Annotated in this window: 21 protein-coding genes; 16 read left to right on the forward strand and 5 right to left on the reverse strand. The window is 61.7% G+C overall.

Features of this window, described 5'->3' with window-relative positions:
* The first annotated feature begins 35 nt into the window (after nucleotides 1–35).
* Genes ACE4RL_RS07335 through ACE4RL_RS07345 form a run of 3 tightly spaced genes read left to right on the forward strand, consistent with a single transcriptional unit; the run spans nucleotide 36 to nucleotide 6,832 of the window.
* A complete protein-coding gene (locus ACE4RL_RS07335) occupies nucleotides 36–1,880 on the forward strand; it encodes an autotransporter assembly complex family protein (protein WP_375600251.1) in 1,845 nt (614 codons plus the stop codon).
* Entirely contained in the window at nucleotides 1,880–6,217 is a 4,338-nt protein-coding gene (locus ACE4RL_RS07340; RefSeq protein ID WP_375599847.1) for a translocation/assembly module TamB domain-containing protein, read from the forward strand. The genes ACE4RL_RS07335 and ACE4RL_RS07340 overlap by 1 nt, the downstream gene beginning before the upstream one ends.
* A gap of 12 nt (nucleotides 6,218–6,229) precedes the next feature.
* Nucleotides 6,230–6,832 (forward strand): class I SAM-dependent methyltransferase, encoded by a 603-nt coding sequence (locus ACE4RL_RS07345; RefSeq protein WP_375599848.1) that lies wholly within the window; start codon nucleotides 6,230–6,232, stop codon nucleotides 6,830–6,832.
* 28 nt (nucleotides 6,833–6,860) lie between these two features.
* On the opposite strand, the gene ACE4RL_RS07350 is transcribed toward ACE4RL_RS07345, so the two are convergent.
* The 4 genes from ACE4RL_RS07350 to ACE4RL_RS07365 are packed head-to-tail and all read right to left on the reverse strand — an operon-like array spanning nucleotide 6,861 to nucleotide 12,610.
* Entirely contained in the window at nucleotides 6,861–8,729 is a 1,869-nt protein-coding gene (locus ACE4RL_RS07350; RefSeq protein WP_375599849.1) for an extracellular solute-binding protein, read from the reverse strand.
* Nucleotides 8,730–8,763: 34 nt separating this feature from the next.
* A complete protein-coding gene (locus ACE4RL_RS07355) occupies nucleotides 8,764–10,398 on the reverse strand; it encodes an ABC transporter ATP-binding protein (protein WP_375599850.1) in 1,635 nt (544 codons plus the stop codon).
* Nucleotides 10,395–11,519, reverse strand: a complete 1,125-nt coding sequence (locus ACE4RL_RS07360) for an ABC transporter permease (protein WP_375599851.1) — start codon at nucleotides 11,517–11,519, stop codon at nucleotides 10,395–10,397. The genes ACE4RL_RS07355 and ACE4RL_RS07360 overlap by 4 nt, the downstream gene beginning before the upstream one ends.
* Complete coding sequence (locus ACE4RL_RS07365; RefSeq protein WP_375599852.1) at nucleotides 11,516–12,610, reverse strand: microcin C ABC transporter permease YejB; 1,095 nt, start codon at nucleotides 12,608–12,610, stop codon at nucleotides 11,516–11,518. Before ACE4RL_RS07365 ends, ACE4RL_RS07360 begins: the two co-directional genes overlap by 4 nt.
* Nucleotides 12,611–12,809: 199 nt before the next feature.
* Between ACE4RL_RS07365 and ACE4RL_RS07370 the strand changes: the two genes are divergently transcribed.
* The 4 genes from ACE4RL_RS07370 to ACE4RL_RS07385 all read left to right on the forward strand — a co-directional run bounded on the left by ACE4RL_RS07370 (nucleotide 12,810) and on the right by ACE4RL_RS07385 (nucleotide 15,728).
* The gene (locus tag ACE4RL_RS07370) at nucleotides 12,810–13,043 is read left to right on the forward strand and encodes a hypothetical protein (protein WP_375599853.1); all 234 of its coding nucleotides are present in this window, start codon (nucleotides 12,810–12,812) and stop codon (nucleotides 13,041–13,043) included.
* Between the two features lie 140 nt (nucleotides 13,044–13,183).
* Nucleotides 13,184–13,786, forward strand: coding sequence for an AprI/Inh family metalloprotease inhibitor (locus ACE4RL_RS07375; protein WP_375599854.1), 603 nt, complete (start codon nucleotides 13,184–13,186; stop codon nucleotides 13,784–13,786).
* A gap of 98 nt (nucleotides 13,787–13,884) precedes the next feature.
* Nucleotides 13,885–15,039, forward strand: coding sequence for a cell division protein ZapE (gene zapE / locus ACE4RL_RS07380; RefSeq protein ID WP_375599855.1), 1,155 nt, complete (start codon nucleotides 13,885–13,887; stop codon nucleotides 15,037–15,039).
* Between the two features lie 74 nt (nucleotides 15,040–15,113).
* Entirely contained in the window at nucleotides 15,114–15,728 is a 615-nt protein-coding gene (locus ACE4RL_RS07385; RefSeq protein WP_375599856.1) for an SAM-dependent methyltransferase, read from the forward strand.
* On the opposite strand, the gene ACE4RL_RS07390 is transcribed toward ACE4RL_RS07385, so the two are convergent.
* Nucleotides 15,725–16,222 (reverse strand): hypothetical protein, encoded by a 498-nt coding sequence (locus tag ACE4RL_RS07390; RefSeq protein ID WP_375599857.1) that lies wholly within the window; start codon nucleotides 16,220–16,222, stop codon nucleotides 15,725–15,727. The two genes, ACE4RL_RS07385 and ACE4RL_RS07390, sit on opposite strands and share 4 nt — an antisense overlap.
* 124 nt (nucleotides 16,223–16,346) lie before the next feature.
* Between ACE4RL_RS07390 and mdh the strand changes: the two genes are divergently transcribed.
* From mdh to ACE4RL_RS07435, 9 genes are all read left to right on the forward strand, one after another.
* Nucleotides 16,347–17,309, forward strand: coding sequence for a malate dehydrogenase (gene mdh / locus ACE4RL_RS07395; protein WP_375599858.1), 963 nt, complete (start codon nucleotides 16,347–16,349; stop codon nucleotides 17,307–17,309).
* Nucleotides 17,310–17,397: 88 nt separating this feature from the next.
* On the forward strand, nucleotides 17,398–18,591 hold the full coding sequence (sucC, locus tag ACE4RL_RS07400; RefSeq protein WP_375599859.1) for an ADP-forming succinate--CoA ligase subunit beta: 1,194 nt from the start codon (nucleotides 17,398–17,400) through the stop codon (nucleotides 18,589–18,591).
* Between the two features lie 4 nt (nucleotides 18,592–18,595).
* Entirely contained in the window at nucleotides 18,596–19,126 is a 531-nt protein-coding gene (locus ACE4RL_RS07405) for a hypothetical protein (protein WP_375599860.1), read from the forward strand.
* 61 nt (nucleotides 19,127–19,187) lie between these two features.
* The gene (gene sucD / locus ACE4RL_RS07410) at nucleotides 19,188–20,093 is read left to right on the forward strand and encodes a succinate--CoA ligase subunit alpha (RefSeq protein ID WP_375599861.1); all 906 of its coding nucleotides are present in this window, start codon (nucleotides 19,188–19,190) and stop codon (nucleotides 20,091–20,093) included.
* A 365-nt stretch (nucleotides 20,094–20,458) separates the two neighbouring features.
* Nucleotides 20,459–23,458 carry a 2-oxoglutarate dehydrogenase E1 component gene (locus ACE4RL_RS07415; protein ID WP_375599862.1) on the forward strand — a complete coding sequence of 1,000 codons (3,000 nt, stop codon included), beginning with the start codon at nucleotides 20,459–20,461 and terminating at the stop codon, nucleotides 23,456–23,458.
* Between the two features lie 24 nt (nucleotides 23,459–23,482).
* On the forward strand, nucleotides 23,483–24,748 hold the full coding sequence (gene odhB / locus ACE4RL_RS07420; RefSeq protein ID WP_375599863.1) for a 2-oxoglutarate dehydrogenase complex dihydrolipoyllysine-residue succinyltransferase: 1,266 nt from the start codon (nucleotides 23,483–23,485) through the stop codon (nucleotides 24,746–24,748).
* Nucleotides 24,749–24,910: 162 nt separating this feature from the next.
* Nucleotides 24,911–25,363 (forward strand): hypothetical protein, encoded by a 453-nt coding sequence (locus ACE4RL_RS07425; RefSeq protein WP_375599864.1) that lies wholly within the window; start codon nucleotides 24,911–24,913, stop codon nucleotides 25,361–25,363.
* 92 nt (nucleotides 25,364–25,455) lie between these two features.
* Nucleotides 25,456–25,845, forward strand: coding sequence for an MAPEG family protein (locus tag ACE4RL_RS07430; protein ID WP_157290463.1), 390 nt, complete (start codon nucleotides 25,456–25,458; stop codon nucleotides 25,843–25,845).
* A gap of 105 nt (nucleotides 25,846–25,950) precedes the next feature.
* The gene (locus ACE4RL_RS07435) at nucleotides 25,951–26,583 is read left to right on the forward strand and encodes a LysE family translocator (protein WP_375599865.1); all 633 of its coding nucleotides are present in this window, start codon (nucleotides 25,951–25,953) and stop codon (nucleotides 26,581–26,583) included.
* The last annotated feature ends 14 nt before the right edge of the window (nucleotides 26,584–26,597 follow it).

Here is a 26,597-nt window from a genome sequence, read left to right on the forward strand (position 1 = left end):
TGTGCATCGCCTTGGCCGTGTCGGTCTCGGCGGCGATGCCTGCTAACGGCTTTGAGCTGTTCGGAATCAAGTTTTTCGAGGACCAGTCCGAGGTCGACGCCGATGCGGTGATCGTGGACCCGCAGCCCTATTTCGTGACTTTCACCTCTAGCGAAGGTGGGGCGGTGGAAGCGGCGTTGCGCAACGCCTCGGCTCTTTTGGCCGACGAGGCCGAGCCAGCTTCGGGCGCGGCCGGGCTCATCGCCAAGGCGCGGGGAGACTATCGGCGCCTGCTGGCCGCGCTCTATGGCGAGGGCTATTATGGCGGGACGGTCAGCATCCGCATCGCCGGGCGTGAAGCCGCGAGCCTGCCGCCCGACACCGATTTGCCCGATCCGGTCGATGTGACCATTGCCGTGACCGCGGGGCCTTTGTTCCGCTTCGGTGATGTGGCCATCGTCAATCAGGCGCCGCCGACCGCGGACCCCTATGATCAGGTCGATCTGCCGGTTCTGCGCGGTTATGGCGTGGGCGAGGTTGCCCGCTCAGCAGTGATCCTGCGGGCCGAGCAATTGGCGCTGGAGGCCTGGCGGCAGCAGGGTTATGCCAAGGCGGAGATCGCCTCGCGCGATGTGGTTGCCGACCATGCCACCAATACGGTGGCCGCGACCATTACCGTCAATCCGGGGCGTCTGGCTGCATTTGGCCCGGTAAGGGTGAGCGGCACGACGCGAATGAATCCAGACTTCGTGGCGCAACAGACGGGCCTGGCAGTCGGCCAGGAATATGACCCGGATGACCTGGGTCGCGCGCAGAAACGCCTCGACCGGCTCGAAGTGTTCCGCGCGGCACGGCTGGAAGCAGCCGAGAGCATCGGCAGCGACGGCTTGCTGCCCTATGAGCTGATCGTCGAGGAACTGCCGGGGCGGCGCTTTGGCGTTGGCGCGACCTATTCCACGGTCGATGGGCTCGGCCTTGAAGGCTACCATCTTTGGCGGAACCTCTTCGGGCAAGCCGAGCGGTTGCGGCTCGACGCGCGGGTGGCCAGCATTGCCTGGCCGCTCGATACGGCCCAGTTCGACTATTTCATCGGCGGCACCTTCACCAAGCCTGGGTTTTATCATCCGGACGTCGATCTGGTCGCGACCATCTCGGCCGAACGAACCATCTATCCCAAATATACTGAGACTTCTGCCGGTGGCCGAGTGGGGCTGAGCTGGTTCTTCTCGGACGAGCTGACCTTTGAAGGCGGGGCGAGCGTGGAGATTGCGCGTTTCGACGATGCCTTCGGTACGCGCGACTTTCACACGGCCGGGCTCTACGCCGGGGTGATCTATGATGGTCGCGACAGCAGCATCGACCCCACCGAGGGCTGGTACGCTGCGGCAAATATCGAGCCCTATTTCGACCTGCGCGGCAGTAATCCGGGCGCAAGGCTGGTGGTCGAGGGGCGCACCTATTTCGGATTTGGCGAGAACGATCCCTATGTCCTGGCCGGCCGGCTGAAGGCCGGGGCGGTTGTCGGCCCGGCGCTGGCTGATATTCCGCCCGACAAGCTGTTTTTTGCTGGCGGCGGCGGCTCAGTGCGCGGTTACGCGTTCAAGTCCATCGGTGTGGATGACGGCAGGGGAAACGTCACCGGCGGGCGCTATCTGCTGGAAGGCTCGCTCGAGGCGCGCGCCAAGGTGACAGACGATATCGGCGTGGTCGGTTTTGTCGATGGTGGCTATGTGGCGGCCGACAGGTTCCCGGGCCTTGAGGATCTGCGGCTCGGGGCCGGTATTGGTGTGCGCTATTACACTGGTCTGGGGCCGTTGCGGCTTGATCTGGCGGTGCCTCTCAACCGCCGGGCGGGCGATCCCGACTACGCAATCTATGCCGGCATCGGGCAGGCGTTCTGATGGCTGGTCTCTCCGCAATTGCCCGCCGCCGCCTGATGATCGCGGCCCTGCTGCTGGCGCCGGCTGCCGTGCCAGTGGCGCTGGTTGCACAGGACATGAACAATGAGGAGCAGAAGGATTTCCTGACCGGCTTCGTCGAAGGCCAGCTTTCGACGCCCGAACGGCAGATCCGCCTGTCCAATATTGACGGCATTCTCGGGTCGGATGTCTCGATCCGCGAGATCACCATTTCGGATGCCGAAGGCGTTTGGCTCCGGGTCAATAATGCGAGCCTGAACTGGAACCAGGCGGCGCTGTTTGGCGGGCGGCTCGAAGTCAATTCCCTGCGCGCCGAATCCATCGAATACATTCGCAATGCCATTCCGGTGGAAGGGGCGGTGGATTTGCCGCCGCCCGAGGCTGGGGCGCTGGAAATTCCCGAGTTTCCCGTCGCGATCCAGATCGGTGAACTGGCTATACCCAGCGTGACCTTTGGGGAAGGCGTGTTCGGACTGGGTTCCGAGATTGCGCTCAATGGCTCGATGACGCTGGAAGGCGGAAATCTCGATGCGGTGCTCGATATCGAGCGGCTCGACGGCCCCGGCGGGACCTTGGACCTGGACGTCGTCTATCTACGCGAGGGCAATAGTGTCGATCTGGGCCTGTCATTGGTCGAGCCGCCCAATGGGGTGCTGGCAAACCTGCTGAACATTCAGGACCGGCCGGCGATGACGCTGACGCTGGACGGTGAGGGGCCGGTCGAGGACCTGACCACGCAGATGCAGTTGCTGGCCAATGACCAGACCGCGCTGGCCGGTACGGCAACCATTGCGCAGGAGGCGGAGGGCTTTGCCATCAACGCCAATCTGGGTGGACCGCTGTCGACCCTGATCGCGGAGCCCTATCGTGACTTCTTCGGTGCCGACACCAGGCTGACCGCTAAGGCGCTTGTGCGAAGCGCAGGCGGGCTGGATATCTCCAACGTGACGCTGAGCGGCGGACAGCTCGGGCTGACTGCGCGAGCGCAGACGACGGCTGACAACTTCCTCAATCTGCTGGACCTCACCGCCACCATTGCTGATCCGGAGGGCGACAAGGTGACCCTGCCGGTGCCGGGTGGTTCAACCGTGGTGCAGGGTGGGCAAATCCGTGTCAGCTTCGGCACTGAAGCGAGCGAGCAGTGGCAGGCACGCGCCGACGTCGAAGGCCTGGAAACCGATGGTTTCGACGCGCAGACCTTCGGGCTGGGCATTGGCGGGGTGGCGCGCAATCTGGCCGATCCGGCCAGCCGCATGGTGACGTTCAATGGCGATGGCGCCGTGTCGGGCATTTCGGCTGATCCGGGCGTTGAGGCGGCACTGGGTACTAGTGTCGGGCTCGGCATCGCGGGGCTGTGGAACGCCGGTGAGCCGATCGAATTGGCCGAATTGCGCATTGTCGGCCAAGCGCTGACGGCGGCCATGGCTGGTGAGATCGATGGCACCGAATTCGATGGGCAGATCAGGTTGGCGACCCGGAGCATCGCGCCCTTCTCCGCACTGGCCGAGCGCGCCCTGTCGGGTGGGCTGGAGTTGACGGCCGATGGGCAGATTTTCCCGCTATCAGGTGGGTTTGACCTGGTGTTTGACGGCACCGGTACGGATCTGAAGATCGACGATCCCACGGCTGATGCGCTGCTCGCGGGTCGGGTTGATCTTTCTGGGCGGCTTGCGCGAACAGAAGCTGGGATCAGGGCGGATGGTTTCCGGATCGCCAATAATCAGGTGCAGTTCGCTGCCGACGGCACTTATGCCAGCGATGCCGCCGACTTTAATATTGCCCTCGATCTCGGCGATCTGGGACTGATTTCCGAGGAGGCGAGTGGCGCGCTGGCTGTGCGCGGGTCGGCCCGGTTGACGGCGTCCGAAGATCCGCTGGTATTGGTGCTGGACGCTCAGGTACCCAACGGCACTTTGGGTGATTACACCTTGCGTGATGCCAAGCTGGGTGTGGCGGCGACTCTGCTCGAGGGTTCGCTTAGCGGCGACGTTACAGGCGCTGCCATGCTCGACGGCCATCGCGCCACGCTGGAGACGAATTTCGAGACCGATGCCGAAATGCAGGCGCTGTCTGGTATCGCCTTTGAAATTGCCGGTACGCGGATCTCCGGTGACCTGACGCGCATGGTTGAAAGCGGCCTCATTGATGGTCGACTGGACGTGGCAGCCAATGATGTTTCGCTGGCTGCGGCACTGCTGCTGACCGATGCTTCGGGTGCGGTCAATGCCGCCGTTGAACTGACGCCGCAGGATCGTAGGCAGGGGGCCGGTGTGACGGCCAATGTCGCCGAACTGCGGATCAATGACATCTCTGTTGGTCGGGCCGATATCACCGCAGGCGTGTCAGACCTGTTCGGTGTTCCAGTGGTCAACGGTACCGCCACGGCTGGCAATCTCGTCGCCGGCGGCGTCGTGGTCGATGCGCTGAGTGCGCGCGCCAGACAGTCGGGTGACACCACGAGCTTTGATGCGCAGGCGAACCTTGCTACCGGCACCGATCTTGATATTGCCGGGGCACTGAGCCCGGTGGATGGCGGTTATCGCCTGGCGCTGGATCGCGCGAGTCTGGAACAGGGGAGCCTGACGGCGCGGCTTGCCAATCGGGCGGTGTTGATGGTGCAGGGTGAGAGCGTCTCGCTCGATGCGTTACGCTTCAATGTCGGCTCGGGCAGCATCACGGCGACTGGAACGGCCGGGCAGGCGCTCGACATGGTGGTGGATATTGCCGAACTGCCGCTTTCAATCACCAATGCCGTGGCGCCCGATCTGGGTCTGTCCGGCACGCTCAATGGCCGGGCTGTTGTGTCGGGGCAGGCCGATGATCCGCAAATATCCTTCGAAGTGCGCGGCGGCGGCATCGGCGCCACGGCCATTGCGCCATTCGGCATTGCGCCGCTGACCTTCAACGCATCGGGCAGCTTTGCTGACGAGGTGGTGACGCTCGACAGTCTCAGCGCCAATGGCAGCGGCGGGTTGGCCGTTTCCGGATCGGGCCGGGTGCCGCTGACCGGCAATGGTCTCTCCGTGGCGCTCAATGGCTCCGCACCGCTCTCGCTGGCCAATCGCTTCGTGGCGGATCGTGGTGCGCGTGTCTCCGGCACGGTCAATTTTGACGCGCGGGTGGGCGGCAGTCTCACCAGCCCGCAATTTACCGGCAGCGCGTCGACCAATGGCGCCGAATATGTCGATCCCGAGCTCAATCTGCGCCTTACCGGCATTGCCGGGCGGGTGGCGCTCAACGGCACCAATGCCGATATCGAGAGCGTGACGGCCAATCTGGCGACCGGTGGCAATGTGTCTGCATCGGGCACGGTCGGCCTTACAGCAGCTCTTCCGGTCAATCTGGCAGTGCAGATCAATTCGGCCCGCTATGCCGATGGCGATCTTTTCGTCGCAACCCTGTCCGGCGGCCTCAACCTGACTGGTAATCTGACCGGCGCGCCGCTGCTGGCGGGCAATGTGTTCGTTGAGCAGGCCAATATTACCGTGCCTGAGGGCCTGGGTGGCGGTGCGCAATTGATCGGTGTCGAGCACAGGCGCACCCCTGCCGATGTGCATCAGACGCTGGATCGGGCCCGGATCAATGAGCGTACGGGCGTCGCCGCGGGTGGTCGCGGACCGCAATTGCAGCTCGATATCAATGTCAACGCGCCCAACCAGATCTTCATCCGCGGTCGCGGTCTTGATGCGGAGGTCGGCGGATCGGTACGCCTGACCGGTACACTCAATGATGTACAGCCGGTAGGCGCCTTTGATCTTATCCGCGGACGGCTATCGATATTGGGGCAGCGCGTTATCTTTGAGACCGGCACTGTGACCCTGGTCGGCGATCTCGACCCGCAGCTCAATTTCGTGGCGCGCACCGAGGGCGATGGCATTACCGTCTTCGTGACCTTGTCGGGGCGTGCCTCGGCACCCGATATCAGCTTCAGCTCCAATCCGACCCTGCCGCAGGACGAGGTGCTGAGCCGGCTGATTTTCAACCGTTCGATGGGCGAGTTGTCGCCGATCCAGTTGGCGCAACTGGCGGCGGCGGCGGCCGAACTGGTTGGTGGCGGCGGTGGCGGCGGGCTGGTGGAGAGCCTACGCGGCGCCGCGGGCCTTGCCGATCTTGACGTGGTCACCGATGACGATGGCAATGTCGGAGTGCAGGCGGGGACCTATATCCAGGACAATGTCTATCTCGGCGCGACGGTCGGGGCGAATGGCCAGTCGAAGGTGACGATCAATCTCGATGTGACCGACGACCTGACCATCCAGGGCTCGGCTGGCCAGGATGGCAATTCCAGCATCGGCGTGTTCTTCGAAAAAGACTACTAATCGCGGGGGGCCATGAGCTTCTGGGACGAACGCTACGCTACGGACGAATACGTGTTCGGTGAGGCGCCCAATGCATTCCTCGCGTCGCAGCGGGAGCGGCTGGCTGGTTACAGCAATGCGCTCGCGGTCGCCGACGGCGAGGGCCGCAACGGCGTCTGGCTGGCGGAGCAGGGGCTGGCGGTCACCTCTGTCGATGCATCGCCTGTCGGCCTTGAAAAGGCGCGACGGCTTGCCGAAAAGCGCGGCGTGGCCCTCACCACGGAGCTGGCCGATATCGAGGACTATCCTTGGCCAGAGGGCGAGTTTGATGTCGTGGCCGGCATCTTCTTCCAGTTTGCGCCGCCGGCCATGCGCGATGCCATCTTTGCGGGCATGATCCGGACGCTGGCGCCCGGCGGCCTGCTGCTGGTCGAAGGCTATGGCCCCAGGCAGATGCAGTACAAGACGGGCGGACCAGGCATTCTCGACCAGCTCTACACCGAAGAGCTGCTGGCCGATCGTTTCTCCGCGCTCGATATTATTGAGCTGCGCAGCTACGACGCCGAACTGGCCGAAGGCAATCGCCATAGCGGAATCTCCGCGCTGGTCGATCTGGTGGCGCGCAAGCCCAATTGAAAAGGGCGGCCCATGAGCCGCCCTTTACCTATTGCGCCGTGGCGCCCCCGGTTTTCTCCGCCTTGTCCTCATCCCACCACCAGAGCGTCGGGAAGCCTGACGAGAACTCGGGCAGTTCCTCGGGGCGGCTGAAACGGTCCCAGCGGGCCGAGCGCGTGGTGCGCAAGGTGTAACTGGGGATGACGAAGTGCTTGTTGAGCAGCACGCGATCGAGCGCCTTGGTCGCCGCTTCCTGGGTCTCGCGGTCGTCGGCAACGATCAGTTTTTCTATCAGCGCATCCACAGCGGGGTCGGCCACGCCGGCGTAGTTCTGCGCACCCTGCTGATCGGCAGTGGACGAACCGAAAAAGAAGCGTTGCTCATTGCCCGGCGAATAGGACTGGGCCCAGCCAGCATAGATCATGTCATAGTCAAAGCTGCGGGCGCGGTTGATGAATTGCGGGCTGTCGACCGTGCGAATGGTGGCGGTGATGCCGATCTGGGCCAGATTGGTGACCAGATTATGCGCCACCGGCTCGATGGTGGGGCCATTGAGCAGGATTTCGAAGGTGAAGGGTTGGCCGTCGGGGTCAAGCATCTGCGTGCCCTCAAGCGTGTAACCTGCCTCTGTGAACAGGTTCAGCGCCGTGCGCAGGTTTTCGCGCAGCTTGGTCGGATCGCCGCTGACCGGATTGGTGTAGGGCGTGGTGAACACTTTTTCCGGGATCTGGTCGCGCACGCTTTCAAGGATTTCCAGTTCCTCGCCCTCGGGCAGGCCCGTGGACTTGAAGGGCAGGCCGAAGAAGAAGCTGTCGATACGCTCATACTGGCCATAGAACAGCGTGTTGCTCAATTCCTCGAAATCGAAGGCGTAATTCATCGCTTCGCGCACCAGTGGGTCGGCAAACTTGTCGCGCCGCAGGTTCATGATGAAGCCGACCAATACGCCCGAGCCATTATAGTCCTGCGGGAACAATTCCCTGATAACGCGTCCTTCCTGGACAGCGGGAAAGTCATAGGCCGTGGCCCAGCGACGGGCCTGGTTCTCGCTCCACCAGTCGAACTGGTCACCCTTGAAGGCTTCGAACATGACGGTCAGGTCAAGGAAATATTCGATGCGGTACTCGTCGAAATTGTTCTGCCCGATTTGAGTCGGGTGATCGATACCCCAATAGTCCTCGACGCGCTGATAGGTGATCGAGCGGCCGGCATCGAAGCTGGCGAGGCGATAGGGGCCTGAACCCAGCGGCGGCTCGAGCGTCGATTCGGCAATCGAGCGGGTCTCGCCCTCGGCATTGGTGCCTTCCCACCAGTGCTGCGGCAGCACCAGCAATTGCCCCAGGATCAGCGGCAATTCGCGATTGTCGGTCTGGTTGAAGGTGAAGGTGACTTCGCCAGGCGCGGTGACTTCGGCCGAGGTGACGTTAGCATAGTATTGCGCGCGGTCAGGATTGACCTCGATCAGCTTTTCGAAGGTCCACACCACGTCCTCAGCAGTCACCGGTTCGCCGTCGTGCCATTTGGCGTCGGCGTCCATGCGGAAGGTCACGGCGCCATAGTCCGGGGCAATCTTCAGCGCCTCGGCCAGATGCACGTAGTAGGTATTGTTCTCGTCAAAGGACGGGGTCATCAGCGTCTCGTAGAGCAGCCCGATGCCGCCAGCCACCTCGCCTTTGGGCAGGATGGGGTTGAAGGTGTCGAAGCCGCCCATGTCGCCCAGACGCACCATGCCGCCCTTGGGGGCATCGACATTGACATAGTCGAAATGGGTGTAGTCAGGACCGTATTTGGGCTCTCCCTCAAGGGTAAAGGAATTGGTCCAGACATCGGTGGGGGTCTGTGCCAGGGCCGGGCTCACCGTCCCGGCTGCAAGTAGGCCGATGACGAGGAGCGAGGAGAACTTGAGGGGCAGCGTCATGGCGTGGCTCCGAATGGGACAGTCGATCAAGAGGTTATCCGGTTGTGGGGGGCGGCGGCAATCGATCATCCGTCACATTTGACGGCGCGGCGAGATCGAAGGCGGCGGCGAGCAATTGGCGGGTATAGGCTTGCTGCGGGTCCGCAAGGATAGTGGCGGCCTCACCTTGTTCGACGACCTGGCCATTGCGCATGACGATCAGGCGGTGCGCCAGGGCTTTGACCACGCGCAGATCGTGGCTGATGAATAGATAGCTCAACTGCCGGCGCTGCTGGATGTCGCGTAGCAGATCGATGATCTGGGACTGGATGGAGACATCGAGCGCCGAGGTCGGCTCGTCGAGCACCAGAAAATCGGGTTCAAGCACCAGGGCGCGGGCGATGGCGATACGCTGTCGCTGTCCGCCGGAGAACTCGTGCGGGTAGCGGGCGGCCGTGGCAATGTCGAGCCCGACTTCCTTAAGGGCGGCCGCGACCTTGCCGTCCCGCTCCTGGGCTGACAGTCCGGGCATGTGGACCTTGAGGCCCTCGCCGACAATTTCGCCCACCGACATGCGCGGGCTGAGCGATCCGAAGGGGTCCTGAAAAACGATCTGCATGTGCTTGCGCAAGGGTCGCAGCGCATTCCAGGAACGGGACTGGACCTCATTGCCAAGCAGCACGATGCGGCCGGTCGAGGGGATCAGGCGCAAGAGGGCATAGCCGAGCGAGGATTTGCCCGAACCGCTTTCGCCGACCACACCCAGGGTTTCGCCCTTGCGAATGCTTAAGTCCACGCCGTCGACGGCGCGGATGTGTCCGACCGTGCGGCGCAGCAGGCCGCGGCGAATGGGAAACCACACCTTGAGGTCCTGCGTGGACACCACATCGCTGGTTTCGACTGGCAGGGGCGCCGGATCACCCGCTGGCGCGGCTGCCAGCAATTGTCTGGTGTAGTGGTGTGTGGGCGCTGCGAAGATGGCCTCGGTGGGCCCCGTTTCCACCATCTGCCCATTGGTCATCACACAGACCCGGTCGGCAATGTGGCGGACGATGGAAAGGTCGTGGGTGATGAACAGCAGGGCCATGCCATGGGCCTGCTGCAGGGATTTGAGCAGGTCCAGCACCTGGGCCTGCACGGTGACGTCGAGCGCGGTGGTTGGCTCGTCGGCGATCAGCATCTTGGGCTCATTAGCCAGGGCCATGGCGATCATGGCGCGTTGGCGCTGCCCGCCGGAAAGCTGGTGCGGATAATCGTCGATGCGGCGCAGCGGATCGGGGATGCCGACAGCGTCGAGCAGCTCCAGTGTGCGGGCGCGGGCAGCATTGCGGCGCAGGCCCTGATGCACGCTGAGGACTTCCCCGATCTGCTTGCCGATGGTGTGGACCGGATTGAGCGAACTCATCGGCTCCTGAAAAATCATGCCCACCTGATTGCCGCGCATCGCGCGCAAGCTTGCCGCATCGGCACCGACAAGCTCAGTGCCGTCGAATTGAACCTGCCCGGTCACCGAAGCTGTAGGCGGTTGCAGGCCGAGCAGGGAAAGAGCGGTAATCGACTTTCCTGACCCGCTTTCGCCCACCAACGCCAGGGTCTCGCCCGCCGTCAGGTCAAAGGACACCTTGTCGACAGCGGCATTGGCGCCGAAGTGGACGGAGAGGTCGCGGACCGAGAGGAGGGGGGCGCTCATCGGAACGTCTTTCGCGGATCGAAGGCGTCGCGGACGGCTTCGCCGATGAAGACCAGAAGGGTCATCATGATGGCGACGGTGAGGAAGCCGGTCAGGGCCAGCCAGGGGGCGTCGAGGCTGGATTTGCCTTCCGCCAAGAGGCGTCCCAGCGATGGTGCGGTGACGGGCAGGCCGAAGCCGAGGAAATCCAGCGAGGTCAGGGTTGCGACCGAGCCTGAAAGAATAAAGGGCATGAAGGTGAGCGTGGCGACCATGGCGTTGGGAAGCAGGTGCCGCCACATGATCCGCCGGTTGGAGACGCCCAGGGCGCGGGCGGCATTGACATATTCGAAGTTGCGGGCGCGCAGAAATTCGGCGCGGACGATGCCGACCAGGCTCACCCAGGAAAACAGCAGCAAGATGCCGAGCAGCACCCAGAAGTTGGGGGCGATGACCGAGGAGATGATCAGCAGCAGATAGAGCGAGGGCACCGAGGTCCAGATTTCGATGAGGCGCTGGGCGATGAGATCAATCCAGCCGCCGAAATAGCCCTGCATGGCGCCGGCCACCACGCCGATGATGGAAGAGAGGATGGTCAGCACGAGGCCGAAGAGGATGGAAATGCGGAAGCCGTGAATCAGCCGCGCCAGCACATCGCGTCCTGCGCCATCGGTGCCCAGCCAATGGTAGTTGCCCGGCACACAGAATGGGTCTTCGGTGCCCAGGGGATAGCGTTGGCAGATCTGCTCACGGGTCAGCAGCCAGCTTGGTGGATTGGCGCCGGGAAAGGCGACGAAGCTGTCCACGGTATTGTGGTTGTAGCGGATAGGCGGCCAGAGCATCCAGCCGTTGGCTTCGATTTCGTCGATATTCACCTTGTGGCGGAAATTGGTGACGCCGAGAAAGCCGCCGAATTTGGATTCGGGATAGTCGACAAAGGCGGGGGTCAGCAACTCGCCCTTGTACATCACGAGGATTGGCCGGTCATTGGCGACGAATTCAGCGCCCAGCGTCAGCACGAAAAAGAGCAGGAAGATCCAGAAGCTCCACCAGCCGCGCTTGTTGGCGCGAAAATTGGCCAGACGCCGCTGATTGAGCGGGGAGAGGCGCGATGACCCGAGGCTCTCGGTCGCCCCGCTCATACGTCGCGGCTCTCGAAGTCGAGGCGCGGATCGACCCACATATAGGTCAGGTCCGAAATCAGGCCGATGATGAGCCCCATGAGGGAAAAGATATAGAGCGTGGCAAAGACCACCGGATAGTCGCGGTTGACCACAGAGAGATAGCCCAGCAGGCCCAGGCCATCGAGCAGGAAGATGGTTTCAATCAGCAGCGAGCCGCCAAAGAACACACCGATGAAGGCACCGGGGAAGCCGGCGATGATCAGCATCATGGCATTGCGGAAGACATGGCCGTAGAGCACCTGGTTTTCGGTGAGCCCCTTGGCCCTCGCGGTCACCACATATTGCTTGCCGATTTCATCGAGAAAGGAATTCTTGGTGAGCAGGGTGGCGGTGGCAAAGGCGCCCAGCCCCATGGCAAAGATGGGCAGGGCCAGATGCCAGAAATAGTCGAGCACCTGGCGCCACCAGGGAAAGGTCTCCCAGCCCGGCGAGGTCAGGCCGCGTAAGGGGAAGAATTGCCAGAAGCTACCGCCGGCAAAGAACACAACCAGCACGATGGCGACCAGAAAGCCCGGCACCGCATAGCCGATGATGATGATGGTCGAGGTCCAGACATCGAAGCGCGAGCCATCGCGCACCGCCTTGGCAATGCCCAGGGGGATGGAAACGCCATAGGCAATCAGCGTCATCCAAAGCCCGAGCGAGATCGACACCGGCATTTTCTCGAGGATCAGGTCGATCACCGAAATGTCGCGATAGTAGCTCTCGCCGAAATCGAAGCGCAGATAATTGCCGAGCATGGAAAAGAAGCGCTCAAGCGGGGGCTTGTCGAAGCCGAACTGCTTTTCGATCCGCTCGACCAGTTCGGGCGGCAGGCCCTGGCTGCCGCGATAGCTTGAATTGCCGCCTTGGGCCTGCTGACCGGCAAAATCGCCGCCTTCGCTGCCAGTGATGCGCTCGAGAGCGCCGGTATTCTGCCCCGACAGGTTGGCCAGCGCCTGCTCGACAGGGCCGCCGGGGGCAAATTGGGTGATGAGGAAGCTGACGGCCATGATGCCGAAAACGGTTGGGATCATCAGCAAGAGGCGGCGGATGATATAGGCGCCCATTCCTGCTCCGGCGATCCCGTTTCACTGTGTTTTCGGCGGTCTTATCCAGCGCAAATCAGTGGATGACCGGATTTTTCACAATGCAACATTTCGATGACGGCTTGGCAAGCCACGGGGCACCAACATTGCGTGATCCGCGCGAAAGTCCTTGCGGGGATGGTCGCGACTGGTCACGATTGGCCAAGCCGAGGAGTGCGTTGTGAGATTTGCCCCCATCATCCAGGTAAAAGACCAGTCCGTGGCGCGGGTGCTCATCGTGGCGCTCAGGGCCCATGGGTTTCATCCCATGGAGCCCCGCGAAGGCGGTCTGCCCGGTGTGCCGAACCTTTTCGGGCCGGAGGGGTTTGTTGTTGAGGTGCCCGAAGAGGAGGTGTCCGATGCGACCATTCTGGCGCAGGACCTGCTCAAGGACATGGCCGACCCTTCGCCGTGAGTGGCGCATTGCCCTGAAATCGGCCACATTGCTGTGACAGGGCATTGGAAGCGGGCCGGGCAATTGATCGGGGTGGTGGCTTTGGGTATAAGCCGCCACAAGTGTTAATGTGCATTAAGCCTTTGCGGCAGGAGTGATCAATGCAGGATTGGAAGCGCGGCGCTTCATCCCTTTTCGGCCTGGCAGCCCTCGCCCTTCTGGCGGCGGCCTGTTCTCCGTCCAGCCGGACCAATACCGCCAATCTCAATGTGGTCGGCCAACCGCAGCAATTGCAGCCGGTGCAGAACTCGACCGTGCAGCAGAGCACTTTGCCAGCAATCGGCGCCACGGGTACTCCCGCGCCCGGTCTTTCCGGCCAGCCCGTATTGGGTGGCCAGACCAGCGCGACAGCCAGCACCACGACCACGGTGGCGGGCACAAGCGCCGGCTCGATCACTACGGTCGGCACACCATTGGCAACCGGTATTTCCACCGGTCCGGAAGGCGCCTGGAATGTGGTTGCCGCAGGCCAGACCTGCCGGCTCAACCTGCCGCTCACGGCCAAGACCGGTACCAATTATTATCGCGCTTCGGCGCCGGGTTGCACCGTGCCGCAGATCGCCTCGGTGACCGGCTGGCAGCAGGTGGGTTCGCAGCTCCAGCTTTATGATGAGAACGGCAATATCGCTGCTTTCCTCGCCCCCTCTGGCGGCCGCTATATCGGCACCATGGGCGGCGGCCAGGCCGTCTCGATGGCCCGCTAGGATATTGGTGAAGCCGGCCTTTGCAGGCCGGCTTTTTTCAGACTTTTCAAGCCCTGTGCGCCCTTGGGTCTGGCCCGAGGAAGGCTCCGGATTACTTCATGTCTTCCAGCACCACTGCAACCCGGTCCCCCGTCCGTGCCGCCTATGACGAATTGGTGGCGCGCGGCACGCTGACGTCCGACCCTGCACAGATTGATGCCGTCCGGGAACTCGATCGGGTACTGGCTGATCTGCTCGCCCACAAACCCAAGCGCCTGTTCGGCTTTTTCGAAAAAGCGCCTGTTGGGGTGCGCGGGCTCTATCTCCATGGCGAGGTGGGGCGCGGCAAGACCATGCTGATGGACCTGTTTTTTGCGGCCGTACCTTTCCGGGAAAAACGGCGGGTGCACTTCCACGAATTCATGGACGAGGTGCACGCCGGGATTGCCACCTTCCGCAAGTCCCCCCGGGGCAAGGACGAGGATGCCGATCCGGTGGAGGCGGTAGTCAAGCCCATCCTCAAGGGTGGCTTGCGCCTATTGTGCCTGGATGAGTTCCATGTGCATGACATAGCCAATGCCATGCTGCTCGACCGGCTGTTTTCAAAGCTGTTCGCTGGCGGCGTGACGCTGGTGGCGACGTCCAATGTTGTCCCCGATGGGCTCTACAAAGACGGGCTCAATCGTCAGCTCTTCCTGCCCTTCATTGCGCTGTTAAAGGAAAAGACGGTCGTTGCCGGATTGCCGAGCGAGCAGGATTACCGGCGGCTGAAATTTGCCGGCCAGCAGGTCTATGCCTTCGGATCGGGTCCGGATGTGCGCGCGGCGATGGATCAGATGTGGCTCAGGATCACGGGTGGCGAGCCGGGGGAGCCGGGCGTTGTCGAAAGCATTGGCCGCCAAATCCCCGTGCCGCTCATGGCCATGGGCGCTGCACGCATCGGCTTTTCGGACCTGTGCGAGAAGCCGCTGGGCACGCGCGACTTCGTGCGTATTGCGCATCAGTTCGATTCTATCGTGCTCGACGATGTTCCCCAGATGGATCGCACCAAATCGGATGCGGCCAAGCGCTTCATCCTGCTCATCGACTCGCTCTACGACCGCGGCGTCAAACTGGCGGCCAGCTTTGCCGTGCCGCTCGAAGAATTGGGCGCCGACGACAAAACGGCTTTCGAGTTTCAGCGCACCTTGTCGCGGCTGGCCGAGATGCAGTCCGAGGAATATCTGGGCAAGGGTTTGCGGGACGCGGCGCCGGCGGAAGCAGAATGGGAGTGACGAGCTGGTGTTTGGCTGTTCTATTAATGGTCGATTAACTAGGCGCGGCGCAACGCTGGTTCAGGAGGTTCGCCATGCAAAATACATCTCATGCTGTCATGTCGCAGCGTGCCGAGTCTGCTGATAGTCCTGACGACTTCCCCACTCCGCCATGGGCAACGCGGGCACTTGTCGAATACATCGTTGGCCCGAGAGCGGTGAGCGGGCTTTCTTGTTTAGAGCCAGCTTGTGGGCGCGGTTATATGTCTAGGCCGCTGGGGGAGTACTTTGCATCTGTCACATCGTGCGACGCCTATGCCTACGGCTATGGTGAATTGCGAGACTTTCTTGACTATCCGTTCGAGGCCCTGTCTCATGATTGGGTCATCACCAATCCACCCTTTCGCTTGGCAGAGGAGTTTGTCGAGCGATCTCTGTTAGTCGCACGCAAGGGGGTAGCAATTCTTGCGCGGACAGTTTTCCTTGAAAGCATCGGGCGCTATGAGGGGATTTTTAAGGAGCGGCCGCCCACCAAGTTCGCACAATTCACCGAGCGTGTGCCGATGGTGAAAGGGAGAGTGGATGCTAAGGCATCAACTGCAACGGGATACGCCTGGTTTGTCTGGGAGAAAGACGCGGCAGATTCGTCGCGCCTTATGTGGGTCCCTCCTTGCAGGCGAATGCTTGAGCGAGACGGCGATTACGACTAGCCCTCGTGCCGCTGGTAGTCTTCAATAGCCTTCACAAGGATCGCTCTAGCGGCAGAGGCGTCGCCTGAATCAATGGCCTCTATTGCCCTTGTGACGGCGCCCTTCATCCTGCGTGCCTTTATGCCGGGAGAACCTTTTGGCAGTAGTTGATCAGCCGGTGCGGCGCTCAAGTTGCCGTAGTCGCCAGCAATCACTTCCTGTACACGCGCTGGATTTTCTCCGAACCACGAAGCGATATCGTGTTTTTTGTCGCCACGAGCGACCATTCCCAGAACTACAGCAGCATCTTTGGTTGTCAGTGACATTCGTTCCTCCAAGTTCTGAAGTATTCGATACTGCTTTTTCAGAAGCTGCAACAACAAAAAGCCTCTGAAATTGTCGCGTCTGGTGAATGTGGGTGGGTAGTTAAGTCCTTCTGCTATTGCAGAATGGTCTGTGGCAGTTGCGGGGGTGGCTGAGAGGCGATTGGAACGTTTCTTGTCGGCAATGCCCAACCGGCACCGCCCCTTCGCCCATCAGCATGAGCTAAAACCCAATTACGACGAAGGGTTCACTTGCCCGGCTCCGCCGACAGGGTTAAGACGTGCGCCAATTCAACGCAGTCTGGGATGAGGATTTATGGCGCGCAAAAAGATTGCCCTTATCGGTGCAGGTCAGATTGGCGGGACGCTGGCCCTGCTGTCGGCGCAGAAGGAACTCGGTGACGTGGTGCTGTTCGACGTGGTCGACGGTGTCGGTCCCGGCAAGGCGCTGGATATCGCGCAGTCGGCTGTGACCCAGTCCTTCGACGTCAAGATGAAGGGCACGTCCGAATATAAGGACATCGAAGGCGCCGACGTGGTCATCGTCACTGCCGGTGTGCCCCGCAAGCCCGGCATGAGCCGTGACGATCTGCTCGAAATCAACCTCAAGGTGATGGAGCAGGTGGGGGCGGGCATTTCCAAGTATGCCCCCAATGTTTTTGTCATCTGCATCACCAACCCGCTCGACGCCATGGTCTGGGCGCTGCAGAAATTCTCCGGCCTGCCTGCCAACAAGGTGATCGGCATGGCCGGCGTGCTGGATAGCTCGCGCTTCTGCCACTTCATTGCCGATGAGCTGGGCGTCTCGATCGAAGACGTCAACGCCTTCGTGCTGGGCGGCCACGGCGACACCATGGTGCCGCTGGCCCGCTACTCCACGGTTGCCGGTATCCCGCTGACCGACATCGTCAAGATGGGCTGGATGTCCAAGGAAAAGCTCGACGAAATCATCCAGCGCACCCGTGATGGCGGCGCCGAGATCGTGGGGCTCTTGAAGACCGGTTCGGCCTTCTATGCCCCGGCCGCTTCGGCCATTGCCATGGCTGAGAGCTATCTCAAGGACAAGAAGCGCGTGCTGCCCTGTGCGGTGCAGCTCAATGGCGAATATGGCGTCAAGGGCACCTATGTGGGTGTGCCGGTCGTTATCGGCGCCGGTGGCGCGGAAAAGGTCGTCGAGATTGCGCTCAACTCTGCCGAGCAGAAGGCCTTCGACAAGTCTGTCGGCGCCGTCGAGGGTCTGATCGAGGCCTGTCAAAAGATCGCGCCGAAGCTGGCGTAATGTTTCAAGCCGCTGGCCCTGCCAGCGGCTTTTGGCTTTCCGGCTCCAGAAATGCCGGAACATTGTCTGCCCACCCAAGGGGAAAAGAATGAATATCCATGAACATCAGGCCAAGGCGCTGCTGAAAGAATACGGCGCGCCGGTTGCTTCGGGCGTTGCCATTTTCTCGGCAGACGAAGCCGAGGCGGCTGCCAAGTCGCTGCCCGGCCCGCTCTATGTGGTCAAGAGCCAGATCCATGCTGGCGGTCGCGGCAAGGGCAAGTTCAAGGAATTGGGTCCCGACGCAAAGGGCGGCGTGCGCCTGGCCAAGTCGGTTGAAGACGTTGTCGCCAATGCCAAGGAAATGCTGGGCAACACGCTGGTGACCAAGCAGACCGGCGAGAACGGCAAGCAGGTCAACCGCCTCTATATCGAAGATGGCGCCGATATCGCCCGCGAGCTCTACTGCTCGCTGCTGGTCGATCGTGCCTCTTCCCGCGTCAGCTTCGTCGTCTCCACCGAGGGTGGCATGGATATCGAGGCTGTGGCCGAGCACACCCCCGAGAAGATCATCACCGTCGCCATCGACCCGGTGGCTGGCGTGACGGCTGACGATGTGGCCAAGATCAACGGGGCGCTCGAACTGGACGGCGCGGCTGCCGAAGACGGCAAGAGCCTGTTCCCGATCCTCTACAAGGCGTTCACCGAGAAGGACATGAGTCTTCTTGAGGTGAACCCGCTGATCGTCATGACCGATGGCCACCTGCGTGTTCTCGACGCCAAGGTCAGCTTTGATAACAATGCGTCCTTCCGTCACGAAGAGCTCAAGCCCCTGCGCGATCTGACCGAAGAAGACGCCAAGGAAATCGAGGCATCCAAGTACGATCTCGCCTATGTGGCGCTCGAGGGCAATATCGGCTGCATGGTCAATGGTGCGGGCCTTGCCATGTCCACCATGGACATCATCAAGCTCTATGGTGCCGAGCCGGCGAACTTCCTCGATGTGGGTGGCGGCGCTTCCAAGGAGAAGGTGACGGCCGCCTTCAAGATCATTACGGCCGATCCGGCGGTGAAGGGCATCCTGGTCAATATCTTCGGCGGCATCATGCGCTGCGACGTGATCGCAGAGGGCGTGATCGCTGCGGTCAAGGAAGTGGGCCTCAAGGTGCCGCTGGTGGTGCGCCTCGAAGGCACCCGCGTCAAGGAAGGCAAGGAAATCCTCGACAATTCCGGGCTCGATGTGATTTCCGCGGACGATCTGGACGATGCCGCCCAGAAGATCGTCAAGGCAGTGCAGGGCTAGGCCGATGCGCGCGGGCCTCGCACTCTGCCTGTCGCTGATGCTGGTTGCTCAACCAGCCCTGGCGCAGGGAAAGACCAAGTCGTCTCCGGCTGCGGAAGCCGTCGCGGCATTGGCGATGTGCGAGGCTTTCGCCAAGGGTGACGTGCTGGCGGTCGATGAAGCCATCAGCACTGGCTGGGATGCTTATGAGGATGAGTCGGAGAGCCCGTTCATCCGGTCCTATTCGGCTGGCCGGGAAATTCCCGGTATCGGCTGGGGCGACATGTTTGCTTTGGTCGAGACCTATCCTGACCGGGTTCTGGGCTATTGCCGCATCGACGTCGCCGAGGCCAAGGGTCAGGGCGAGCATGCCATCGAGGCGCTTGCCGCGCTCGATGGCTATGCCGGTGATGTAACCACCGAAAGCAGTGGCACCTATGCCAGCCTGGTCGGCACCGGCGGCGACGACAGCCTTCTCATTGCCCATTGGGATGATGTGGGCTTTGTCATCCAGCTCACCATCCTCACGCCGAAATCCGCCACGAGCGAACAGTAATCCGCCCGCCAAAAGACGGGCACGAATTGGCGCCTGGCGCCCAGAGACGGAAGAGAAACAGATGTCCATTCTCGTCAACAAAGACACCAAGGTTCTTGTGCAGGGGCTGACCGGCAAGACCGGCACCTTCCACACCGAACAGGCGCTGGCCTATTTCGGCACCCAGATGGTGGGTGGCACTCATCCCAAGAAGGGCGGCGAAGTCTGGTCCTCGGGCGTTGACGGCACCGAACTGCCGATTTTTGCCTCGGTTGCCGAAGGCAAGGACAAGACCGGTGCCAACGCTTCGGTGGTCTATGTCCCGCCCGCCGGCGCTGCCGCCGCCATTGAAGAAGCCATTGACGCCGAGATCGAGCTGATCATCTGCATCACTGAAGGCGTGCCGGTCATGGACATGGTCCGCGTCAAGGCCAAGCTCGAAAAGAGCAAATCGCGCCTGATCGGACCGAACTGCCCCGGCGTCCTGACCCCGGAAGAATGCAAGATCGGCATCATGCCGGGTTCCATCTTCTCCAAGGGTTCGGTGGGTATTGTGTCGCGCTCGGGCACGCTGACCTATGAAGCTGTGTTCCAGACCACCAATGAAGGCCTCGGCCAGACCACTGCCGTGGGCATTGGCGGTGACCCGGTCAAGGGCACCGAATTCATCGACGTGCTGGAGATGTTCCTGGCCGACGAAGCGACCAAGTCGATCATCATGATCGGCGAAATCGGTGGTTCGGCCGAAGAGGAAGCCGCCCAGTTCCTGATCGATGAGGCGAAGAAAGGCCGCAAGAAGCCGATGGCCGGTTTCATTGCAGGGCGTACCGCTCCTCCGGGCCGCACCATGGGTCATGCCGGCGCGGTGATTTCGGGCGGCAAGGGTGGCGCGGAAGAAAAAATCGCGGCCATGGAAGCGGCCGGGATCAAGGTCTCGGCTTCGCCGGCGCGCATCGGCGCGACGCTGGCGGAAGTGCTTAAGGGCTGAGAGTTGTCCCGCAGGGCCAACCGCTCCGATGGAGCGATTGGAGGCGAGCAGGCCACGAAAGCTGTGCTTAAGTGGCGGGTTGCCAGTTCGATGACACCGTCCTCGCTCGCGGCGAGGGCAACTCATGCGACCAATGTCGGTCGCGCTTCGGTCAAGGTTCGGTGCTAAGCCGGACCTAAGGCTGTTTGGAACACATATCAGTGAGCCGTGGCGCCTTGCGGGGCGCCGCAAGTCTTAACAAGATACAAAGGAAACGCGGTCAATATTCAGCCCACTTTGAATGACCGCATTTGACATCGGATCTGGATACTCCAGGCCGGTTCGTTGAGAAGGATGGCAGGGCGCAAGGCCTTGCGACAAAAGCGATGACACGACAGGAAAAGAACGACACGTTCTTGCTGACCTCGTTCCTCTATGGGGGGAACGCCGACTACATCGAACAACTCTATTCCCGCTTCAAAACCGATCCTTCCAGCGTCGATCCGACCTGGTCGAGCTTTTTCTCCCGGCTCGACGACAGCCAGGCCGAGGCCAAGAAAAATGCTGATGGTCCCAGCTGGGGTCGCAAGGATTGGCCGCAGGCCGAAAGCGGCGAACTGGTCAGTGCGCTGGATGGCGATTGGGGCCAGGCTGCGCTAAAGGTCGAAAAGGCCGTGAGCAAAAAGGCTGCGGCCGAGGGTAAGCCGGCGCCGAGCGCCACCGATGTGCTGCAGGCCACGCGCGATTCCATCCGGGCCATCATGATGATCCGCGCCTATCGCATGCGCGGGCATCTGCATGCTGATCTCGATCCCTTGAAGCTCAAGACCGATGAACCGGCGCCCGAACTCGATCCGGCCAATTATGGTTTCACCGAAGCCGACTACAGCCGCAAAATCTTCATCGATAATGTTCTGGGGCTCGAATACGCCACTATCCCCGAGATGCTGGCCATCCTCAGGCGCACCTATTGCGGCACCCTGGGCATCGAGTTCATGCATATCTCCGATCCCGAAGCCAAGCAGTGGATTCAGGAGCGCATCGAGGGACCGGACAAGGAAATCTCCTTCACGCCCGAGGGCAAGAAGGCGATCCTTGCCAAGCTGGTCGAGGCCGAGGGCTTCGAAAAGTTCCTCGACGTCAAGTATACCGGCACCAAGCGCTTTGGCCTTGATGGCGGTGAAGCCACCATTCCCGCGCTCGAGCAGATCATCAAGCGCGGCGGCGCGCTGGGCATCAAGGACATCGTTCTGGGCATGGCGCATCGCGGGCGCCTCAACGTGCTGACCCAGGTGATGCAGAAGCCGCACCGCGCCTTGTTCCACGAATTCAAGGGCGGCGCCTTCTACCCTGACGATGTCGAGGGTTCGGGCGATGTGAAATACCATCTTGGGGCTTCGTCTGACCGGGATTTCGACGGAAATAAGGTCCACCTGTCGCTGACGGCCAATCCCTCCCACCTGGAAATCGTTGATCCAGTGGTGCTGGGCAAGGCGCGTGCCAAGCAGGACCAGCATATTGCGCCCGATGGCAAGCTGGTGAATATCGCCGATGGCAAGCCGGACCGCTCCATGGTGCTGCCGCTCTTAATCCATGGCGATGCGGCGTTCGCAGGCCAGGGTGTGATCGCCGAGTGCCTTGGGCTGTCGGGCCTTAAGGGACACCGGACCGGCGGTTCAATCCACTTCGTGATCAACAACCAGATCGGCTTTACCACCAGCCCGATGTATTCGCGTTCGTCGCCTTATCCGACCGACGTTGCCAAGATGATCGAGGCACCGGTACTGCATGTGAATGGTGACGATCCCGAAGCTGTGGTTTTTGCCGCCAAGGTTGCCGTCGAGTACCGCCAGAAGTTCGGTCGCCCGGTTGTGATCGACATGTTCTGCTACCGTCGCTATGGCCACAATGAAGGCGATGAGCCCAGCTTCACCCAGCCTACGATGTACGCCAAGATCCGGGGCCATAGGACCACGCTTGAGCTCTATGCTGAAAAGCTGATCGGTGAAGGTCTGATCACCCAGGCCGAGCTGGAAAAGCTCAAGGCCGACTGGAAGGCCACTCTAGAGAACGAGTTCGAGTCCGGGCAGGACTACCGCCCGAACAAGGCCGATTGGCTCGATGGCCAATGGAAGAGTTTCAAGCCGGCCGAGGACGAAGGTCCGCGCCGGGGCGAGACCGGCGTTGCCATCGACAAGCTGGTCGAGATCGGTACCAAGCTTGCGCAGGTGCCCGAGGACTTCAACGTCCACAAGACCGTCAAGCGCTTCATGGACAACCGCCTCAAGGCGATCGAGAGCGGCGAAGGCATTGACTGGGCTACGGCCGAGGCGCTGGCCTTCGGCACGCTGGTGACCGAAGGTCATCCGGTTCGCCTTTCCGGCCAGGACTGCGAGCGTGGCACGTTCAGCCAGCGCCACTCGGTGCTCAACGACCAGCAGGTCGAGGCCAAGACCTATACCCCGCTCAACCATCTCGATCCCGAGCAGGCCCGCTACGAAGTCATCAATTCGATGCTGTCCGAGGAAGCCGTGCTGGGCTTTGAATATGGCTACTCGCTGGCCGAACCCAAGGCGCTGACATTGTGGGAAGCCCAGTTCGGCGACTTCGTGAATGGTGCGCAGGTCGTCATCGACCAGTTCATCTCATCGGGCGAGCGCAAGTGGTTCCGCATGTCGGGCCTCGTCATGCTGTTGCCGCATGGCTATGAAGGCCAGGGCCCGGAGCACTCCTCGGCCCGCCCCGAGCGCTTCCTGCAGCTTTGTGCGGAAGACAATATGCAGGTCGCCAACTGCACGACGCCAGCCAACTACTTTCATGTGCTGCGCCGCCAGCTCAAGCGTGACTTCCGCAAGCCGCTGATCCTGATGACGCCCAAGAGCCTGCTGCGTCACAAGCGTGCCGTATCTGGCCTGGCCGAGATGGGCCAGGATTCATGCTTCCATCGCCTGCTCTGGGACGATGCGGAGGCACCCGGCGCGCCCAAGACCACGATCCAGCTGGCCAGCGACGACAAGATCCGCCGTGTCGTGCTGTGCACGGGCAAGGTCTATTACGACCTGCTCGAAGACCGCGAGAAGAAGGGCATCAACGATGTCTACCTGCTGCGCGTGGAACAGCTCTATCCGTTCCCGGCCAAGGCCGTGCTGGACGAGTTGAGCCGTTTCCCCAATGCCGATGTGGTCTGGTGCCAGGAAGAGCCGCGCAATATGGGCGCCTGGGCGTTCATCCAGCCCTATGTCGAATGGGTATTCGACCAGATGGGCCGTGGCGGCGAGCGCGTGCGCTATGTCGGCCGTCCCGCTGCGGCTTCCCCCGCGACTGGCCTGATGCGGACGCATCTGGCTCAGCTCCAGGCATTCCTCGACGACGCGTTTGCGCAGTAACCCGATCTAGAAGGACAAATCTCAATGTCGACAGAAATCCGCGTCCCGACCCTGGGTGAAAGCGTTACCGAAGCCACGATCGGCCAGTGGTTCAAGAAGGTGGGCGACGCCGTCGCCGCCGACGAGCCCGTGGTGGAACTGGAAACTGACAAGGTGACCATTGAAGTGCCGGCGCCCGCCGCCGGCACGCTTGAAGCCATTGCCGCTCAGCCGGGCGAAACCGTTGATGTCGGCGCCTTGCTGGGTGCTATCGGTGCTGGCTCTGGAGAAGCGGCCGCCGCGCCTTCGAGCCAGGATTCGAGCTCGGCTCCTGAGCCCTCCGCTGAAAATCCGGTCAACGTCAATCCGGAGCCGATACCCCAGCCACGGACCGCCACGGACCGCGCTCCGGCTCCTTCGGCGCAGAAGCTGATCAACGAAAAGGGCCTCAGCGCCGACAATATTGCCGGCTCGGGCAAGGCTGGTCAGGTGCTCAAGGAAGACGTGCTGTCCGCGCTGGCCAAGCCTGCCGCGGCGCCTGCCGAAGCCAAGGCTCCGGCAGAGGCCAGGGCACCTGCCGCTCCGCGTGCGCCGGTTGCCGCCGACGATGCCGAGCGTGAAGAGCGGGTCAAGATGACCCGGCTGCGCCAGACCATTGCCCGTCGCCTCAAGGATGCGCAGAACACCGCTGCCATGCTCACCACCTTCAACGAGGTGGACATGAAGCCGGTGATGGATCTGCGCAACCAGTACAAGGAGCTCTTCGAGAAGAAGCATGGCGTCAAGCTCGGCTTCATGGGCTTCTTCACAAAGGCCGTGGTGCACGCGCTCAAGGAGATCCCGGCGGTCAATGCCGAGATCGACGGCGATGACCTGATCTACAAGCAGTACGCCCATATCGGCGTCGCTGTGGGCACCGACAAGGGCCTGGTGGTTCCGGTGGTGCGCAATGCCGACCAGATGTCGATTGCCGAAATCGAAAAGGAAATCGGCAATCTGGGCAAGAAGGCCCGCGACGGCCAGCTGTCCATGGCCGATATGCAGGGTGGCACGTTCACCATTTCCAATGGCGGCGTCTATGGTTCCCTGATGTCGACGCCAATCCTCAATGCCCCCCAGTCGGGCATTTTGGGCATGCACAAGATCCAGGAACGTCCGGTTGTGGTCGGCGGCCAGATTGTTGTCCGCCCGATGATGTATCTGGCGCTGAGCTATGATCACCGCATTGTCGATGGCAAGGAAGCAGTGACTTTCCTCGTCCGCGTCAAGGAAAGCCTCGAGGCGCCCGAGCGCCTGGTGCTCGACCTCTAAGACTTGCCACATTTGTGCGTTTCAAAGGCCCGCTTCGGCGGGCCTTTTTCATGTTCACCAATTGGTGTGTGGAACAGGTGCAGGCAGTAACGTTCCATTAGCACTTGGCCCCGATATGCAAGCGGCGTGGACGCGCGGTAAAATGCGTTCAGGAGAGTGGTATTGAGAACAGGTTTGGTGGTTTGGGCGGCGCTGGCGATGAGCACTGTGCCCGCGATCGCGCAAGAGCAGAGTGCGGCCGACGCGGCCCTGGTGGGCGAGCTCATGGCTTTTCATGGTTCCAAAGCGATTGTCGAAGTGATGAGCACCCATTGCTACGAGACCACCGGGCTCGACAGTGCTTATGAAGATGCGGCTGCCAATTGGTACCTGCGCAATATCGGCTATCTCGACCTGGCCGACCGGGTCACAGAGCGCCTGGGGGGCGAAGTCGAGGGGCAGCGGCAGGCCGCCGAGACCTATGGTGGCAGCCAGATCATGACGGCCTATAACCAGGCAGCCGACAAGGAAAGGTTCTGCCGGGCCTTTCTGGAGCAGATCGAGAGCGAAGCGCTCGATATCGATCAGCAACTGCCAGACGTCCTGAAGCGGGCGCAGGACATCTCTGCGTCATAGAAAAGTTCAGCTAAGCTGTTGGCTATCCGACCTAATCATGTAATTCATGCCGCGCTGCTGGCCGTCGTTTCGGCAGTGCATGGAGCATATGCATGAGCGTTGAACTCACCCTTCTTATCTGGAGCGCCGGGCTGGCGTTTGCCTATCTTGCCGTCCAATCGGCGGCGTATCGCCTGGATTATGGGATCGTTCACGCCGGCACGCAGCGGGATAATGAGCGCCCGCCGAACAAATGGGCAGCGCGGGGCAACCGGTGTCTGCGCAATTTTCTCGAGACCTATGGCATTTTCATTGCCCTTGCGGTCGCGACCGAAATCTCCGGCCGATCCGACAGCCTCACACAATGGGGCGCACAGATCTGGTTCTGGGCGCGTTGGGCCTATCTGCCTGCCTATTTCATCGATGTGCCGCTGATGCGCTCGTCGTTCTGGATGGTTTCGTTGGTCGGGTTGCTCATGCTGTTCGTGGGTGTTGCCGTCTAGCGAGGGCGCCCTTGCCTATCGGGCAGGGGTCAATCTCATGGTCCGCGTTGCCCGGGGGCGCCTGCTGGTGTAACCGTTAGTCCGTTATCTTGCGGCGGTGGCGACATGGACTTCCCCTGGTTGGAATTTTTGGGCCTGATGCTGGCCTTCGGCATCAATGCCGTTATTCCCGGGGCGGATTTCGCCATGGTGCTGCGCCAGGCCGTGGTGCATGGACGGCGCGAGGCGCTGTTTACCTCCGCGGGCATCGCGACCTCGATTCTGGTGCACGGCACCTATACGCTGCTCGGCGTCGGGGTGATTGTTGGTCAGTCGTTGTTGCTGTTCAACATTCTCAAGTGGGCCGGTGCGGCCTATCTCGTGTGGCTGGCAATCGCGGCGTTGCGCAGTCCGCCGCCGCAGCCGCCCCAGGTCACCGAAGGTTCGGCGGCCCACAAGGGCAACTTCGCCGCGTTTGCGCTTGGCTTTCTGACCAATTTGCTCAATCCCAAGGCCGTCTTGTTCTTCCTGGCGCTCTTCACCTCGCTGGTGTCTGCGCACACGGACGGGCAGACCAAGGCGATCTATGTGGGCAGCATGAGCATAATGCTTTTTGCCTGGTTCGCATTGGTCTCGATCTTCTTTACGACCCCGGCTGTGCGGCTGGCCTTTTTCCGTTTCGGCCGGTGGTTTAATCGGGTAACCGGCATTACATTCCTGGCGCTGGCTGTGCGTGTCGCACTGGCGCAGCAACGCTGATCATTCTCTGAGGC

It is taken from the genome of Devosia polycyclovorans (assembly GCF_042181575.1).
GTDB lineage: Bacteria > Pseudomonadota > Alphaproteobacteria > Rhizobiales > Devosiaceae > Devosia > Devosia polycyclovorans.